Raw genomic sequence first — 14,554 nt, 5'->3', positions numbered from 1 at the left:
ATTCGTGAATTTCCGGAGAGGGGAAAGTCCATGAAGCAGTTGCAGTCCGTTCCAAGGAAGCGGGTGCTGACATCCGCGTTGTTGCTGGCGCTCGCCGGCCCCGCGTGGGCGCAGCAGGCCGAGCCGCAGGGCGATACCGGCGCCGCGCCCGCCGTCACCGGCCAGGTGGATGCCACGGAGCTCGACACGGTCGTGGTCAAGGGCATCCGCGCCAGCCTCGAGTCGTCGATGAACCTCAAGCGCGACGCGCAGGGCGTGGTCGACGGCATCGTCGCCGAGGACATCGGCAAGTTCCCGGACACCAATCTGGCCGAATCGCTGCAGCGCATCAGCGGCGTGTCGATCGATCGCACGTCCAGCGGCGAAGGTTCCAAGGTCACCGTGCGCGGCATGGGTCCGGACTACAACCTCGTGCTGCTCAACGGCCGCCAGATGCCGGCGTCCAACCTCGGCAGCGGCGGTGCGGGCAACTCCACGTCCCGTTCGTTCGACTTCGCCAACCTGGCCAGCGAATCGATCTCGGAAGTGCGCGTCTTCAAGACCGGTCGCGCGGACAATCCGACCGGCGGCATCGGCGCGACCATCGACGTGCGCACCGCGCGCCCGCTGGAAGCCGATCCGGTGGCGACGTTCGGCCTGAAGGCGGTCAACGACAGCTCCAACCGCAACCTGCCCGACACCCTGCAGGGCAGCGATTTCACCGGCGAGATGTCCGGCATCTTCAGCCAGACCTATGCCGATGGCCGCTTCGGCGTGACCCTCAGCGGCAGCTACCAGGAGCGCGATTCCGGCTTCAACCAGGCGTCGGTGGCCGATGGCTGGCTGACGTTCTACGGCGACAATTCGAACAGCTGGCAGCGCCTGCCGCTGCCGGGCGAGACCTACTACGACCGCATCCAGAACCGTCCCGGGCTCGACGACGTCTATGCACGTCCGCAGAACACCGGCTACAGCGTCAACGGCGTGCAGCGCCAGCGCACCAACGGCCAGGTGACCCTGCAGTGGGCGCCCACCGACCGCGTGACCACGACGCTGGACTACAACTACATCGAGAACAAGGTGCAGCAGCAGCGCAGCGAGTTGTCGGTGTGGTTCAACTACGGCCCGGGCGACAGCTCGTGGACCGACGGTCCGGTCGCGGCGCCGATCATCTACTCCGAGGACATGACCGGCGCCGACCTGTCGATGGGTGGCATGCAACTGGCCACCAAGACGCAGGGCGATTCGCTGGGCTTCAACGTGGAGTGGGAAGTCAGCGACAACCTGAACCTCGAGTTCGACTACCACAACTCGCAGTCCGAATCGAAGCCCGACAGTCCGCTCGGTTCGGCCGGCGTGCTGGGCGTGGCCGCCTACGTGCGCGGCACCACCACGGTCGACTACTCGGGCGAGATCCCGATCGTCAACGTCGTGCTGCCGCCGGGCCAGACCGAAGTGCTGGCCTCGCAGGCGCTGGTGACCGGCTCGGTGTTCCAGAACAGCTACAACAAGTCCGAAGTCGAGCAGATGCAGGCCAAGGGCCGCTTCGAGTTCGGCGAGTACTCGGGCCTGGACTTCGGCGTGTCCGCGATGGACGTGCGGAACCGCTCCGCTTCGGCGGTGATGCAGCGCGATACGTGGGGCGGCGTGGGGACGCCGGCCGACTACGACGACAGTATCTGGTACGCGGACCACATGTCGCGCTACTTCGACGCGTTCGGCAACCACAACAATCCGAACTGGACCGACACCTTCCTGGTGTTCGACTTCGAGCGCCTGCGCCAGGCCGCGATCACCGAATCCGGTTGCGCCACCTGCTACCAGATGCCGACCCAGTTCACCGACGACATCCGCACGACCGAGAAGTCGAAGAGCGCGTACGTGCAGTGGACCACGATGTTCGACTGGTCCATGCCGCTGCACCTGGCGCTGGGCGTGCGCTACGAGGAAACCGAAGTGGTCTCCACCGCGCTGGAGCGCGTCGGCGAGACCATCAGCTGGGTGGCCGCGAACGAGCTGTACGTGAACTATGCGGACGGCCAGTCGTTCGGCCGGCGCGAGGGCAAGTACGACTACCTGCTGCCGAACCTGGACCTGAAGCTGGACCTCAGCGAAAGCATGGTGCTGCGCGGCAGCTACAGCCAGACCATCGGCCGCCCCGGCTGGGGCGCCATCCGCGGCGGCCAGCAGCTGGCCAACGTGGTGCGCATCAGCGGCGGCGACGGCAGCCGCGGCGATCCGGCGCTGGAGCCGCTGCTGTCGGACAACTTCGACCTGTCGTTCGAGTGGTACTACGGATCGGGCAGCTACTTCTCGGTCGGCTGGTTCCGCAAGGACATCGAGAACTTCATCAGCGATACCGTGGTGCGCGAGGAACCGTTCTCCCTGCATACGCCGGTGGGCGGCACGTACTGGAACAACGCGCTGGCGGCCGGCTGCCTGCCGACCGACGGCGACTGCATCCGCAACTACATCTTCGCCAACCACGCCAACGATCCGGGCGTCGACGTGGCGGCGGGCACGATCACCGGCCAGCCAGGCGATCCGATCGCCGGCTTCAACATCACCGTGCCGGCCAACCAGCGTTCGGACACGCTCGATGGCTTCGAGATCAACGTGCAGCACGTGTTCGGCGAGAGCGGCTTCGGCCTGGCGGCGAACTACACCAAGGTGGATTCGGGCCTGACGTTCGACGACACGGACCTGGGCGACCAGTATCCGCTGGCGGGCCTGAGCGATTCGGCCAACCTGGTGGCGTTCTACGACAAGGGGCCGTGGCAGGTGCGTGCGGCCTACAACTGGCGCGACAAGTTCTTCAGCGGCGTCGGCGGGCAGGGCAACAACCCGAACTACACCGAAGCCTACGGCCAGTTCGACATGAACGTCAGCTACCAGGTGACGCCGCAGCTGACGCTCAGCCTGGAAGGCATCAACCTCACCGACGAGACGATGCGCACCCACGCCCGTCACGAGAACATGGTGCGGTTCGCCACCCAGACCGGTCCGCGCTACATGTTCGGACTGCGGTACAAGTTCTGATCCTCGCTGCGTGATCCAGGGCGGAGTCGTCGGCGTGTCCGGCGGCTCCGTCTTTCTTTGCGCCATGGGTTCGGGCACGATGCCCGGGGACCGTGCTTTCCACTACAGATGGCCTGCGAGCGCCGATGAGCCAGCATGTGCTGTTGAACAACGTCGAACACCGCACGCTGCGCGTCCACGCCGGACACGGCGCAGCACTCGGCGATGCGGTCATGCGTGCATTGACGTTCCCCGCGGAGTTCCGCGACGTGCAGGCGCACTATCCGATCGTGTTCGCGCGCGATGGCGAGGGGCGCTTCGTGCCGCTGGCGCTGCTGGGCCTGGAAGAGGGCGAGAACCTGTTCCTCGACGGGACGCGCTGGGATGCCACCTACGTTCCGCTGTCCATCCGGCGGCAGCCGTTCCTCGTCGGCGTCTCGGGCGAGGAGCGTCTGCTGCACGTCGACCTGCAGCACCCGCGTGTCACCCTCGACGGCGGCGAGAGGCTCTTCCACGAACACGGCGTCGCCACCGACTACCTGGAACGGATCAAGTCCGTGCTGCTGGCGCTGCATGACGGCGTGGTCGCCACGCCCGCCTTCATCGATGCGCTGGTGGAGCACGAACTGCTGGAGTCGTTCGTGCTGGACGTGAAGCTGGACGACGGTTCGCACAACCGTTTGGCCGGCTTCCACACCATCGACGAGGCGCGCCTGCAGGCGTTGCCGGGCGCGGCGCTGGAACGGCTGGCGCGCGAGGGCCACCTGCTGCCCATCTACATGGTGCTGGCCTCGCTCTCCCGGTTCCGCGACCTGATCGAGCGGATCAACCGACGCCGTGCTGCCGCTGCCTGATCCCATCGAAGAGGTGGGCGGGTGCGATCCCGCCGCCGTACCGGAGTCGCTGCTGTCGGGCAGCACGCCACGGGTGCTGCGCGGCCTGGCGTCGGCCTGGCCTGCGGTGCGGGCGGCACGCGCCTCCGCCCAGGAAGCGATCGCGTACCTCAAGCGCTTCGATCATGGCCGCATGCCGGTCGTCGCCACGGTGGCGCCGCCGGAGGCCGGCGGACGCGTCTTCTACAACGCGGACCTGAGCGGCTTCAACTTCCGGCGCGAAGAGGTGCCGCTGGCGGTCGCGCTGGATACGCTGCGCAAGTACCTCGATGCCGTTGCGCCGCCGTCGATCTATGTGGCGTCGACCACGCTGGACACCTTCCTGCCGGGGTTCCGCGCCGAGAATCCGATGGATCTGGGTGCGCGCGATCCGTTGGCCAGCATCTGGATCGGCAACCGCAGCCGCATCGCGGCACACCAGGACGTGCCGGACAATCTGGCCTGCGTGGTGGCGGGCCGGCGACGGGTGACGCTGTTCCCCCCGGACCAACTGGCAAACCTCTACATCGGACCGCTCGATCACACGCCGGCCGGACAGGCGGTGAGCCTGGTCGATTTCGCTGCGCCGGACCTGCAGCGCTTCCCCCGTTTTGCCGACGCGATGCGCCACGCGCGCACGTCGGTGCTCGCGCCCGGCGATGCCGTGTTCATCCCGTCCATGTGGTGGCATCACATGGAAGGCCTGGATCCCTTCAACGTGTTGGTGAACTACTGGTGGCGCCGCACGCCCGCGTGGATGGACACGCCGATGAACGCGCTGATGCTGGCCATCACCAGCCTGCGCGACCTGCCGCCGCACGAGCGCGCCATCTGGAAGGACGTGTTCGACCATTACGTGTTCGGCTACGACGAAGCCGTCGATGCCGCCCACATCCCCGAATCCGCACGGCGCGTGTTGGCGTCGCTCGACGAAGACCGTGTCCGTCACCTGCGTGCGCTGCTGGTGCAGCGCCTGAACCGATAGAGTCCACCGCATGCAAAGCCAAGAACTCGTCGCCACGCCCCGTCCCGTCAAGCGCGTCGTCATCGCCGGTGGCGGCACCGCGGGCTGGATGGCCGCCGCCGCGCTGTCGAAGACGCTGGGCAAGGTGCTCGACATCACCCTGGTGGAGTCCGAAGAGATCGGTACCGTCGGGGTGGGCGAGGCGACCATCCCGACCCTGGTCGTGTTCCATCGCCTGCTCGACATCAAGGAGCAGGATTTCATGTCCGCCGTGCAGGGCACGGTGAAGCTGGGCATTTCCTTCGAGCACTGGAAGGACGTCGACCACCGCTACATCCACTCGTTCGGCATCAGCGGCAAGGACCACTGGTCCGCCGGCTTCCAGCATTTCTGGTTGCGCGGCCGCGCCGAAGGCATGGCCAGCGAGTACAGCGACTACTGCATCGAACTGCAGGCGGCGCTGCAGGATCGCTTCTCGCACCTGCCGCGCTACCACGTCAACTACGCCTACCACATGGATGCCGCGCTCTACGCACGCTTCCTGCGCGACTTCAGCGCCCGCCACGGCTGCAAGCGCGTGGAGGGGAAGATCGTCGACGTGGCCACCGATGCCGAGGGCTGCATCTCCTCCATCAAGCTGGAACGCGGCGAGACGATCGAGGGCGACCTGTTCATCGACTGCACCGGCTTCCGTGCGCTGCTGATCGGCAAGGCGCTGGGCGTGGGCTACACCGACTGGTCGCAGTGGCTGTTCAACGACAGCGCGCTGGCCACGCAGACCACGGCCGTGCGCGACGCCGTGCCGTACACGCGCGCCATCGCGGGCAAGGCGGGCTGGCAGTGGCGCATCCCGCTGCAGCACCGCGTCGGCAACGGCATCGTCTACTCCAGTCGCCACATGAGCGACGACGAGGCGCGCGAGGAATTCCTCGGCAGCGTCGAGGGTGAGGTGATCAAGCAGCCGTGGCCGATCCGCTTCCGGCCCGGGCAGCGCCAGCAGTGCTGGGCGAAGAACTGCGTGGCCTTGGGGTTGGCCGGCAGCTTCATCGAGCCGCTGGAATCGACCACCATCCACCTGATCCAGCGCGGCATCGTTCGCCTGCTGCAGACGTTCCCGCACACCATCACCCAGCCGGCGATCGACGAGTACAACGCGCGCCTGGACGAGGAACTGCAGCATGTCCGCGACTTCGTGATCATGCACTACAAGGTCAGCGACCGGCGCGACTCGCCCTACTGGCGCGAGATCGCCGAAATGGACATCCCGTCCACGCTGCGCCATCGCATCGACCTGTTCCGCGAGACCGGCACCGTGTTCCATGTGCCCGGCGAGCTGTTCGGCGAGAACTCCTGGATCCAGGTGATGATGGGGCAGGGCATCGTGCCGAAGCGCTACCACCCGACGGCCGACGTGATGTCGCCGGCGGACCTGCAGCGTTTCCTCGACGACATCCGCCGCAACGTGCTGGACACGGCGCGGCAGATGCCGGCGCACATGGACTACCTGCGCAGCTACTGTCCCGCGCCGAAGCCCTGAGCCACGCAGGCGCGGCATGGCCTATGCTGCCGGCATGATCGACACGCGACTGGAAGAGTTCGTCTCGGCGCACCGCCGTCTGTTCGTGCTGACCGGTGCCGGGTGCAGCACCGCGTCCGGCATCCCCGACTACCGGGACGAGCAGGGCGCATGGAAGCGCACGCCGCCGGTGACCTACCAGGCCTTCGTCGGCGATCCCGTCACGCGCCAACGCTACTGGGCGCGCAGCCTGCTCGGGTGGCCGCGCGTCGCGGCAGCCCGCCCGAATGCCGCGCATGCCGCCTTGGCGGCGCTGGAAGCCCAGGGCCGTTGCGAAGTGCTGCTGACCCAGAATGTCGATGGCCTGCACCAGGCCGCCGGTCATGCCGCCGTGATCGATCTGCATGGACGGCTCGACGGCGTCGCCTGCCTGGGCTGTACGGCGGTGTCGCGGCGCGAGCGGCTGCAGGTGCGGCTGGCGCAGGCGAATGCCGACTGGCTGTCGCTGGACGCCAGCCCGGCGCCGGATGGCGACGCCGATCTCGAGGGCAGGGATTTCAGCCTGTTCCAGGTGCCCGCCTGCGAGGCCTGCGGCGGCATGCTCAAGCCGGACGTGGTGTTCTTCGGCGAGAACGTGCCGCGTGCGCGGGTGGAGACGGCGATGGCGCACCTCGGGCGCGCCGACGCCATGCTGGTGGTCGGGTCGTCGCTGATGGTCTATTCGGGCCTGCGCTTCGTGCATGCCGCCGTGCGCCTCGGCCTGCCGGTGGCCGCGGTCGGCCTGGGGCGCACCCGTGCGGACGACCTGCTGCAGTTCCGCCTGGCGGCGCCGTGCGGGGATGCGCTCGGGTTTCTGCTGGACGACCCGGCGCGTTCCGCCCTCACCCGGCCGGCGGTTGCAGGGTGACCCAGCGTTCCAGCGAGTGCGGGGACAGCGGCCGCGAGACGTAGTAGCCCTGCAGCAGGTCGCAGTGGAGCGACGCCAGCACGGCGCGCTGGGCGGCGTTCTCCACGCCCTCGGCCACGACCTTCAGCGACAGGCTTTCGCCGATGCGCAGGATCGAGGTGGTCAGCGCGCGCGCGGATTCGCTGTGCTCCAGGTCGCGGACGAAGCTCATGTCCAGCTTCAGTTCGCTGATCGGCAAGCGGTGCAGATGGCTCAGGCTGGAGTAGCCGGTGCCGAAATCGTCGATCGACAGGCTCACGCCCATCCGGTGGATCGCGTCGATGTTGGCCAGCACTTCCGGCTTCTGCGCCAGCATCACGCTTTCGGTCACCTCCACCATCAGTTCGGCGGGCGACAGCCCGCACTTGCCCAGTACGTTGCCGATGAAGCTGGGCAGGTCCTGCTGTTCGAAGTTGATCGCCGACAGGTTGACCGAGACGCGCGGTACCGGCACCCCGCGACGGCGCCAGTCGGCCATCTGCGTGCAGGCCTCCTCCAGCGTCCAGCGACCCAGTTCGTCGATCAGGCCGCACTCCTCGGCCATCGGCACGAAGGTGGAGGGGGAAATCTCGCCGATCTCCGGGTGCCGCCAGCGCAGCAGCGCCTCGACGCCGTGCAGCGTGGCGTCGTCGTCCAACGCGACCTGCGGCTGGTAGTGCAGGCGCAGCTGGCCGCTGCGGATGGCGTCACGCAGGGCGTTCTCCAGCGCCAGGCGCTCCTGCATCGCCTGGTTCATTTCCAGGCTGTAGAACACGATGCGTCCACCGCCTTCGGACTTGGCGCGGTACATGGCGATATCGGCATGCCGCACCAGCGAGTCGACGTCCCAGCCGTCGGACGGGAACATCGCCACGCCCACGCTGGCCTGCGGGGTGAGCATCATGCGGCCGGCGCTGACCGGCTCGGACAGGCGCGCCATCAGGCGGTCGGCGAGGTTGGCGGCTTCCTCGGCCGTGCGATCGGGCACCGCCAGCACGAACTCGTCGCCCGCCAGCCGCGCCACCACGTCGCCCTCGCGCAGTTCGCTGCCGAGCCGCTTGGCCAGTTCGCGCAGCAGCATGTCGCCGGCGGTGTGGCCCTGGGTGTCGTTGACGATCTTGAAGCGGTCGATGTCGACGAACAGCAGCGCGACGTGGGTATCGCGTCGCGCCGCCCCCAGCAGCATCTGCTCGACCTTGCTGTTGAACAGCGCCCGGTTCGGCAGGCCGGTCAGCGTGTCGTAGAAGGACAGCTGGTGCATGCGGGCGTGCGCACGCTCGCGCTCCATGGCCAGCGCGCACAGGTGCAGGCAGACGTCGACCACGCGCTGGTGGAACTCGTCCGGTGCGCGCGTTTCCCAGTAGTACAGGGCGAAGGTCCCCAGCACGCGCCCGTCGTTCCCCTTGATGGGACTGGACCAGCACGCGCGGATGCCCAGCGCCAGGAACGGCGCGTTGTAGGCCTGCCAGCGCGGATCGCGCTCGATGTCGCCGCATTCGACCGGCTGCCCGCTCCAGGCGGCCGAGCCGCAGGCGCCGACCATGGGGCCGGCGAGCTCGCCGTCGATGACCACGGCGATGGTGTCCGGCAGGCTGGGGGCGGCGAGCGGACGCAGGCGGCCGTAGTCGTCCACGGCGATCACCGACGCGACCGCCTCGGGCATGACCTTCTCTACTTCGCGGCAGATCAGCGTCAGCACATCGCGCAGCGGCTGCTCGCGCACGATCGCGCCCAGCACCTTGCGGTGCATTTCCTCGTGCAGCTTGCTGTGGGTGATGTCGGTGTACACGCCGAGCAGGTAACGCACGTTGCGCTCGGGATCGAACACCGGGTTCACCACGGCGGAGATCCACAGCGGCACGCCGTTCTTGGCGTAGACCAGCAGTTCGGTGCGGTAGCCCTGCTGCGTATGCAGCTGTCCGCGCACCCATTCGACCGTTTCCGGATCGGTGTGCGGACCGGCCAGGAAATCGCTCGGCCGCCGGCCTACGGCGTCCTCCCGCGTATAGCCCAGCATCCGGGTGAAGCCCTGGTTGGTCCAGGTGATGCGCGCGGAGTCGTCGCAGACGACGATGGCGTTGTCGCTGTGGTCGATGACCCAGGACACGTCGGGCTCGCCATCGGCGATGTGCGAAGGCATGGCGATGGCGGTAGGCCTCACGGTCGGTTCTTCCCCAAAAGAACGGTTGCCGCATGATGGAGGGGGTCGCGGCGGCACGCGCTGCCGGGCCGCTCCCCGGGGGGCGGTACGTCGTGATATCGGCCCCGGATCATCTCACTGTACCTGAAGTTTCGCGGTGCGCGGGCCGCAGGCGCGCCTGCAAACGGTTCCAATGGCACCGGTGCACCCTGTGCTCCGGGAGGGTGCACAGGAGGGGCGCCCCGCACGACCCTTGCCCCGGCCGAGCGGCATCCCGGTCGCTGACGCATGCCCGTCATCAACGCCGCCTAGATTTGCCGACCGCAGGACAGGGGCGGCCATGAAAACGATGTTGATGTGGGTGGGCGTGGGAATCGCCTTGGGGATGACGGCGTGCGGCGATGCGGCGGCACCCGCGGTGAGCCGGGAAGAAGCGGCTGCGATCGACGTGGCAACCGGGGACGAACCTGCGGCGCCGTACGAGCGCGCGACGCGTGCGCTGTCCGCCGGCCGGATGCTGTCGCCGGCGGGCGACAACGCGGTGGAATACTACCTGGCCGCACGTGCGCAGGTCGCGGAGCAGGCGCGTGCGCAGGCGGCGCTGGCCGAACTGCAACCCTACGTGCTGATCGCCGCCGAGCAGGCGATCGCGCGCGGCGACGCGCCGGAGGCGCTGCGACTCCAGGGCCTGATCGAGCGCATCGATGCCCGTGCGCCAGCGTTGCCACGCCTGCGCACCGCCCTGGCCGCACTCGCGCGCGCACAGGCGGCACGTGAAGCGGCGATCGCGCAGGAGGCCCCGCAACCGCTTGCACCCGCAGCGGCCGCACCCGCGTTGCCGTCGCAGGCTGCCGTACCGGTGGCGCGAGCCCCCACGTCGCAAGCCGAGCCCGTGCCGCCTCCGCTTGCGCCGGCGGCGGTGCAGGACGCGCCCCCGCCGGCCAGCACGCCGCCGGCGGCATCGCGCACCGCGCAGGGCGCGCCGCCGCCGCGGCTGCTGCAGGATGCACAGCCACGCTACCCCTTGCCGGCGCTGCGTGCGCGCATCGAAGGACAGGCGGAAGTGGCCTTCACCATCCAGCCCGATGGCAGCGTGCGCGATGTCCGCCTGCTGTCGTCGACCGCAGACGGCATGTTCGATGCGTCGGCGCTCGCCGTGGCGCAGCGCTGGCGTTTCGAGGCGACCGGACGGGCGCATGCATCGAGCCGCACCGTGCGGTTCCGCTTGCCCGCCGGTGGTGCCCGCGACGGCTGAGTGGTGTCCGCGCGCGTCTGCGGCCAGAATGACGGCATGACGATCTCTTCCGCTTCCGCCGTCCTCGATACCGTCGAACAGGAAACCGGCCCGGCGCCGCAGTGGTCCGTGCTCTGGCTGCACGGGCTGGGTGCCGACGGCCACGACTTCGCGCCGCTGGTGCCCGAGCTGGTCCGTCCGGGTTGGCCGGCGCTGCGCTTCGTGTTCCCGCACGCGCCCGTGCGCGCGGTGACCATCAACAACGGCGTGCGCATGCGGGCCTGGTACGACATCGTGGGCATGGATTTTCCCACCCGTGCGGACAGCGCCGGTATCGACGAATCCATCGCCCAGGTGGAAGCGCTGATCGAACGCGAACAGGCGCGCGGTATCGCACCGAAGCGGCTGTTGCTGGCCGGGTTCTCCCAGGGCGGCGCGATTACCCTGGCCGCCGGCCTGCGCAGGCAGGTGCCGCTGGCGGGGCTCATCGCGCTGTCGACCTACCTGCCGGGCGCGGCCCAAGCCAAGTCCCATCTCGCCCAGGCGGCGACCGCACAGCCCGTCTTCATGGCACACGGCAGTGGCGATCCGGTGATCCCGCTCGTCCATGCCGAGCAGAGCGCGCGGGTGCTGGGCGAGCTGGGTTTCGACGTGCAATGGCACCGCTATCCGATGGCGCACCAGGTCTGCGCGGAGGAAATCCGTGACCTGGGTGACTGGATGGCGCAACGATTTGCGTTGTAATCCCCGCGTATCCCGACCGGGTGACGCAGGGCGCGGGCATGGGTAACCTAGGCCGCGGGGGATCACGCCAACGTTCAACGAGGACGCCTTTGCCGTGAAAGTGGTCATCGCCGACGACGAATCCCTGGCCCGCGAACGCCTGCGCGCCCTGCTGGCCGAACATGCCGGCATCGAGGTGGTCGCCGAAGCCGAGAACGGCCTCGACGCGCTGCAGGCCTGCTCCGAGCATCGTCCCGACATGGTGCTGCTCGACATCGCCATGCCCGGGGTCGACGGCCTGGAAGCGGCCCGCCACCTGGCCGCCTTCGACCCGCGTCCGGCCGTGGTGTTCTGCACCGCGTACGACGAACACGCGCTCTCCGCGTTCGAGGCCGCCGCCATCGACTACCTGATGAAGCCGATCCGCCCCGAACGCCTGGCGGCGGCGCTGGAGCGTGCCCGCACCTTCATCGCCGGTCGCGAGAGCCATCCGCCGGCGGCGAACAGCCAGCCGCGCACCCACCTGTGCGCGCGTCTGCGCGGCAGCCTGCGGCTGATCCCGGTGGACGAGGTGCATTACCTGCAGGCCGAAGAGAAGTACGTGGTGGTGCACCACGCCCGTGGCGAGGACCTGATCGAAGAGTCGCTGAGGTCGCTGGAGGAGGAGTTCGGCGGGCGCTTCGTGCGCATCCACCGCAACTGCCTGGTGGCCCGACACGAACTGGTCGAGATCAAGCGCGTCGGCGATGGTCATGTGCAGGCCATCCTGCGCCACGGCAAGGCCCCGCTGGAGGTCAGCCGGCGCTGCGTGGCCGGCCTGCGCGAGACCGTCAAGGCGCTCTGATCCCCGCCATCGCCGCGCCATGCGGGATAATGCCCGCATGACCACGCTGCGCATCGCCACCCGCAAGAGCCCGCTCGCCCTCTGGCAGAGCGAACATGTCGCCGACCGCCTGCGCGCCGCGCACCCCGGCGTCGTCGTCGAGCTGGTGCCGATGAGCACGCGCGGCGACGAAGTGCTGGACCGGTCGCTCGCCGCGATCGGCGGCAAGGGCCTGTTCCTGAAGGAACTGGAGCTGGCGATGCTGCGCGGCGAGGCCGATTGCGCGGTGCATTCGCTCAAGGATGTGCCGATGGAACTGGAGGGGCCGTTCGCGTTGCCCGCCATCCTGACGCGTGCCGATCCCGCCGATGCTTTCGTCTCGAATCTGTACGCCGACATCGCGGCGCTGCCACAGGGCGCGCGCGTGGGTACGTCCTCGCTGCGCCGGCAGGCGCAATTGCGCGCGCTGCGCCCGGATCTGGACCTGCGCGACCTGCGCGGCAACGTCAACACGCGCCTGGCCAAGCTGGACGCCGGCGAATACGACGCCATCGTGCTGGCGTGCGCGGGCCTGCAGCGGCTCGGTTTCGCCTCGCGCATCCGCGCGCGGCTGGATGCGCCGGACTGGCTGCCGGCACCCGCGCAGGGTGCCGTCGCGGTCGAGTGCCGCGCCGAGGATCCGGAACTGCTCGCGCTGTTCGCCGCGCTGGACGATGCCGCCACGCGCGTCTGCGTGGAAGCGGAGCGGGCGATGAACCGCGCGCTGCATGGCAGCTGCCATGTGCCGGTCGCGGCGTTCGCGCAGCGCGACGGCGACGAGCTCGTGCTGTCGGGCCTGGTGGGCTCGGTGGCCGACGGACAGCTGCTGCGCACGGAAGCGCGCGGACCGGCCACCGATCCGGATGCGCTGGGTCGCCGGGTCGCCGCGCAGCTGCTGGAGCAGGGCGCGGGCGCGTTCCTCGCCTGAAGGACAGCGCCTACTTGAAGCGGTAGACCACGTTCATGGTGGTCAGGGTGTCGGTCTTCTTGATGTCGGGGGCGACATCGCTGTTGTGGCGCGCCTGCCAGCCGGCCTTCAGCGCCAGGTGCGAGTTCATCGTCACCGACACGCCCAGATCGTTCTGCGCGAACGTGTTGTACTCGCCCGATTCGACCAGCAGCTTGTTGACGATCTCGGTGTTCTCGCTCAGCGCATAGCGCAGGTCGATCAGGCCGCGGCCGATGAAGCTGGCCTCGTTGCGTCCGTCCAGGGTGTCGTAGGCGCGGCGAAAGCCCGGGCCGACCTGCAGGTCCAAGTGCGCGCGTTCGTTCTCGATCACGCGGTTGCCGTAGCTCAGGCTCACCGACTGCTGCCGGCTGTAGGTGCCGAAGTCGTCTTCCTCATGGCGCACGGACGTGTTGAGCGTGCCGCGTTCGTCCATCAGGTAGGCGCTGTTGGCGGTCACCGTGTAGCGGTTGGCGGTGGTGCGCCGGTCGCGCACGATGCTGCCGTCGTCCAGCGTGCGGTTGTATTCGGAGCGGGAATGCAGTCCGAACAGGCTGCCGCTGTGGCGCCATGCGCCGCCATCGGTATAGGTCAGGTCCAGGCGCCCGTTGAAGCTTTCGTTGTTGCTGTTGCCGCTGGCGGCAGCGAAGCCCAGCTCGCCGCCGCCGGTGAACTTCGGTGCGGGCGGCGGAGGCGGCGGGGGTGTTTCCGGCATCGGACGCACCGCCATGGCCACCACCGGAAGCGCCATCCCGTGTTCTTTGGTGAAGCCCTTGCCGGTCGTGGTCGCGTCGACCTTGTCGTTGCGTGGCAGCGACATATCGGCGGCGCTGGCCTGGCACGCGCCGCCCGCCAGCAGGGCGAAGGCGAGCAGGGAACGGGGCATCCGGGCGGGCATGGCAGTCTCGGGGAGGATGGTTGTAATCGGTTACATGGTAGGCGGCGATGTGTGACACCACAACCCAAGTGCTTGTTCGGATTCAGGTTTGCGACATGCACTCGCGCACGCGCATGCGTCCGATCCGCGATGGCCGTCACGATCGACGGCGTTCCCCTTGCGGGTCGCTGGCGTCGGGCTGGACGCATCCGTTGCGCGCAGACCGGAGACCGTGCTTCGAGGATGAAGATCGCGTGCGCCGCATGGGCCCATGGCAGGCGTGCGTCGGTGAGCACGTGCTGGCAGAGCGGTGCACACTCCTTGCCGGCGTAGTGCGGCGCGACAGCGCCTTGGGTCCGCGCGTTGAGGGCGCCACGACGGTGAGGACACGCCGGGGCACCAGGCACCGCACGGGCCCAAGACGCCGTCGGCGCAGGTCCCCGTTGCCTGTTCCAACGGCGACGGGGCGATGAAAACGGCCATCCGTCGGTGATAATC

11 protein-coding genes are annotated in these 14,554 nt (G+C 68.7%); 9 read left to right on the top strand and 2 right to left on the bottom strand.

The genetic code is table 11. The features are described from left to right. Nucleotides 1-30: 30 nt before the first annotated feature. The 5 genes from VGN58_RS15000 (at nucleotide 31) to VGN58_RS14980 (ending at nucleotide 7,256) form a co-directional block, all read left to right on the top strand. Nucleotides 31-3,018, top strand: coding sequence for a TonB-dependent receptor (locus tag VGN58_RS15000; RefSeq protein WP_327483979.1), 2,988 nt, complete (start codon nucleotides 31-33; stop codon nucleotides 3,016-3,018). A 125-nt stretch (nucleotides 3,019-3,143) separates the two neighbouring features. Continuing rightward, nucleotides 3,144-3,851 carry a SapC family protein gene (locus VGN58_RS14995; protein WP_327483978.1) on the top strand — a complete coding sequence of 236 codons (708 nt, stop codon included), beginning with the start codon at nucleotides 3,144-3,146 and terminating at the stop codon, nucleotides 3,849-3,851. Beyond that, nucleotides 3,835-4,854 (top strand): cupin-like domain-containing protein, encoded by a 1,020-nt coding sequence (locus VGN58_RS14990; RefSeq protein WP_327483977.1) that lies wholly within the window; start codon nucleotides 3,835-3,837, stop codon nucleotides 4,852-4,854. The genes VGN58_RS14995 and VGN58_RS14990 overlap by 17 nt, the downstream gene beginning before the upstream one ends. A 10-nt stretch (nucleotides 4,855-4,864) precedes the next feature. After that, entirely contained in the window at nucleotides 4,865-6,370 is a 1,506-nt protein-coding gene (locus tag VGN58_RS14985) for a tryptophan halogenase family protein (RefSeq protein ID WP_327483976.1), read from the top strand. Between the two features lie 16 nt (nucleotides 6,371-6,386). Beyond that, a complete protein-coding gene (locus tag VGN58_RS14980) occupies nucleotides 6,387-7,256 on the top strand; it encodes an NAD-dependent protein deacetylase (RefSeq protein ID WP_327483975.1) in 870 nt (289 codons plus the stop codon). On the opposite strand, the gene VGN58_RS14975 is transcribed toward VGN58_RS14980, so the two are convergent. Then, the gene (locus VGN58_RS14975) at nucleotides 7,231-9,435 is read right to left on the bottom strand and encodes a sensor domain-containing protein (RefSeq protein ID WP_327483974.1); all 2,205 of its coding nucleotides are present in this window, start codon (nucleotides 9,433-9,435) and stop codon (nucleotides 7,231-7,233) included. The genes VGN58_RS14980 and VGN58_RS14975 overlap by 26 nt on opposite strands. A gap of 319 nt (nucleotides 9,436-9,754) precedes the next feature. Here VGN58_RS14975 and VGN58_RS14970 point away from each other — a divergent pair, with 319 nt between their 5' ends. The 4 genes from VGN58_RS14970 to hemC all read left to right on the top strand — a co-directional run bounded on the left by VGN58_RS14970 (nucleotide 9,755) and on the right by hemC (nucleotide 13,161). Continuing rightward, on the top strand, nucleotides 9,755-10,669 hold the full coding sequence (locus VGN58_RS14970; RefSeq protein WP_327483973.1) for an energy transducer TonB: 915 nt from the start codon (nucleotides 9,755-9,757) through the stop codon (nucleotides 10,667-10,669). Between the two features lie 36 nt (nucleotides 10,670-10,705). Beyond that, the gene (locus VGN58_RS14965) at nucleotides 10,706-11,392 is read left to right on the top strand and encodes an alpha/beta hydrolase (protein ID WP_327483971.1); all 687 of its coding nucleotides are present in this window, start codon (nucleotides 10,706-10,708) and stop codon (nucleotides 11,390-11,392) included. A 94-nt stretch (nucleotides 11,393-11,486) separates the two neighbouring features. Next, on the top strand, nucleotides 11,487-12,215 hold the full coding sequence (locus VGN58_RS14960) for a LytTR family DNA-binding domain-containing protein (protein WP_327483970.1): 729 nt from the start codon (nucleotides 11,487-11,489) through the stop codon (nucleotides 12,213-12,215). 37 nt (nucleotides 12,216-12,252) lie between these two features. After that, complete coding sequence (gene hemC / locus VGN58_RS14955) at nucleotides 12,253-13,161, top strand: hydroxymethylbilane synthase (protein ID WP_327483969.1); 909 nt, start codon at nucleotides 12,253-12,255, stop codon at nucleotides 13,159-13,161. Between the two features lie 10 nt (nucleotides 13,162-13,171). Here the strand turns inward: hemC and VGN58_RS14950 are convergent, their stop codons facing one another. Continuing rightward, complete coding sequence (locus VGN58_RS14950) at nucleotides 13,172-13,909, bottom strand: DUF481 domain-containing protein (protein ID WP_414710828.1); 738 nt, start codon at nucleotides 13,907-13,909, stop codon at nucleotides 13,172-13,174. Between the last annotated feature and the right edge of the window lie 645 nt (nucleotides 13,910-14,554).

It is taken from the genome of Pseudoxanthomonas sp., assembly GCF_035999195.1.
In the GTDB taxonomy this organism is placed as follows: domain Bacteria; phylum Pseudomonadota; class Gammaproteobacteria; order Xanthomonadales; family Xanthomonadaceae; genus Pseudoxanthomonas_A.
Note: the sequence above shows the minus strand (reverse complement) of the source record. Positions and strands in the feature narration are given on the sequence as shown.

Coding starts and splice junctions, on each gene's coding strand:
- VGN58_RS15000 (WP_327483979.1), top strand. CDS start 31: ATGAAGCAGTTGCAGTCCGTTCCAAGGAAGCGGGTGCTGACATCCGCG.
- VGN58_RS14995 (WP_327483978.1), top strand. CDS start 3,144: ATGAGCCAGCATGTGCTGTTGAACAACGTCGAACACCGCACGCTGCGC.
- VGN58_RS14985 (WP_327483976.1), top strand. CDS start 4,865: ATGCAAAGCCAAGAACTCGTCGCCACGCCCCGTCCCGTCAAGCGCGTC.
- VGN58_RS14980 (WP_327483975.1), top strand. CDS start 6,387: ATGGCCTATGCTGCCGGCATGATCGACACGCGACTGGAAGAGTTCGTC.
- VGN58_RS14970 (WP_327483973.1), top strand. CDS start 9,755: ATGAAAACGATGTTGATGTGGGTGGGCGTGGGAATCGCCTTGGGGATG.
- VGN58_RS14965 (WP_327483971.1), top strand. CDS start 10,706: ATGACGATCTCTTCCGCTTCCGCCGTCCTCGATACCGTCGAACAGGAA.
- hemC (WP_327483969.1), top strand. CDS start 12,253: ATGACCACGCTGCGCATCGCCACCCGCAAGAGCCCGCTCGCCCTCTGG.
- VGN58_RS14950 (WP_414710828.1), bottom strand. CDS start 13,909: ATGGCGGTGCGTCCGATGCCGGAAACACCCCCGCCGCCTCCGCCGCCC.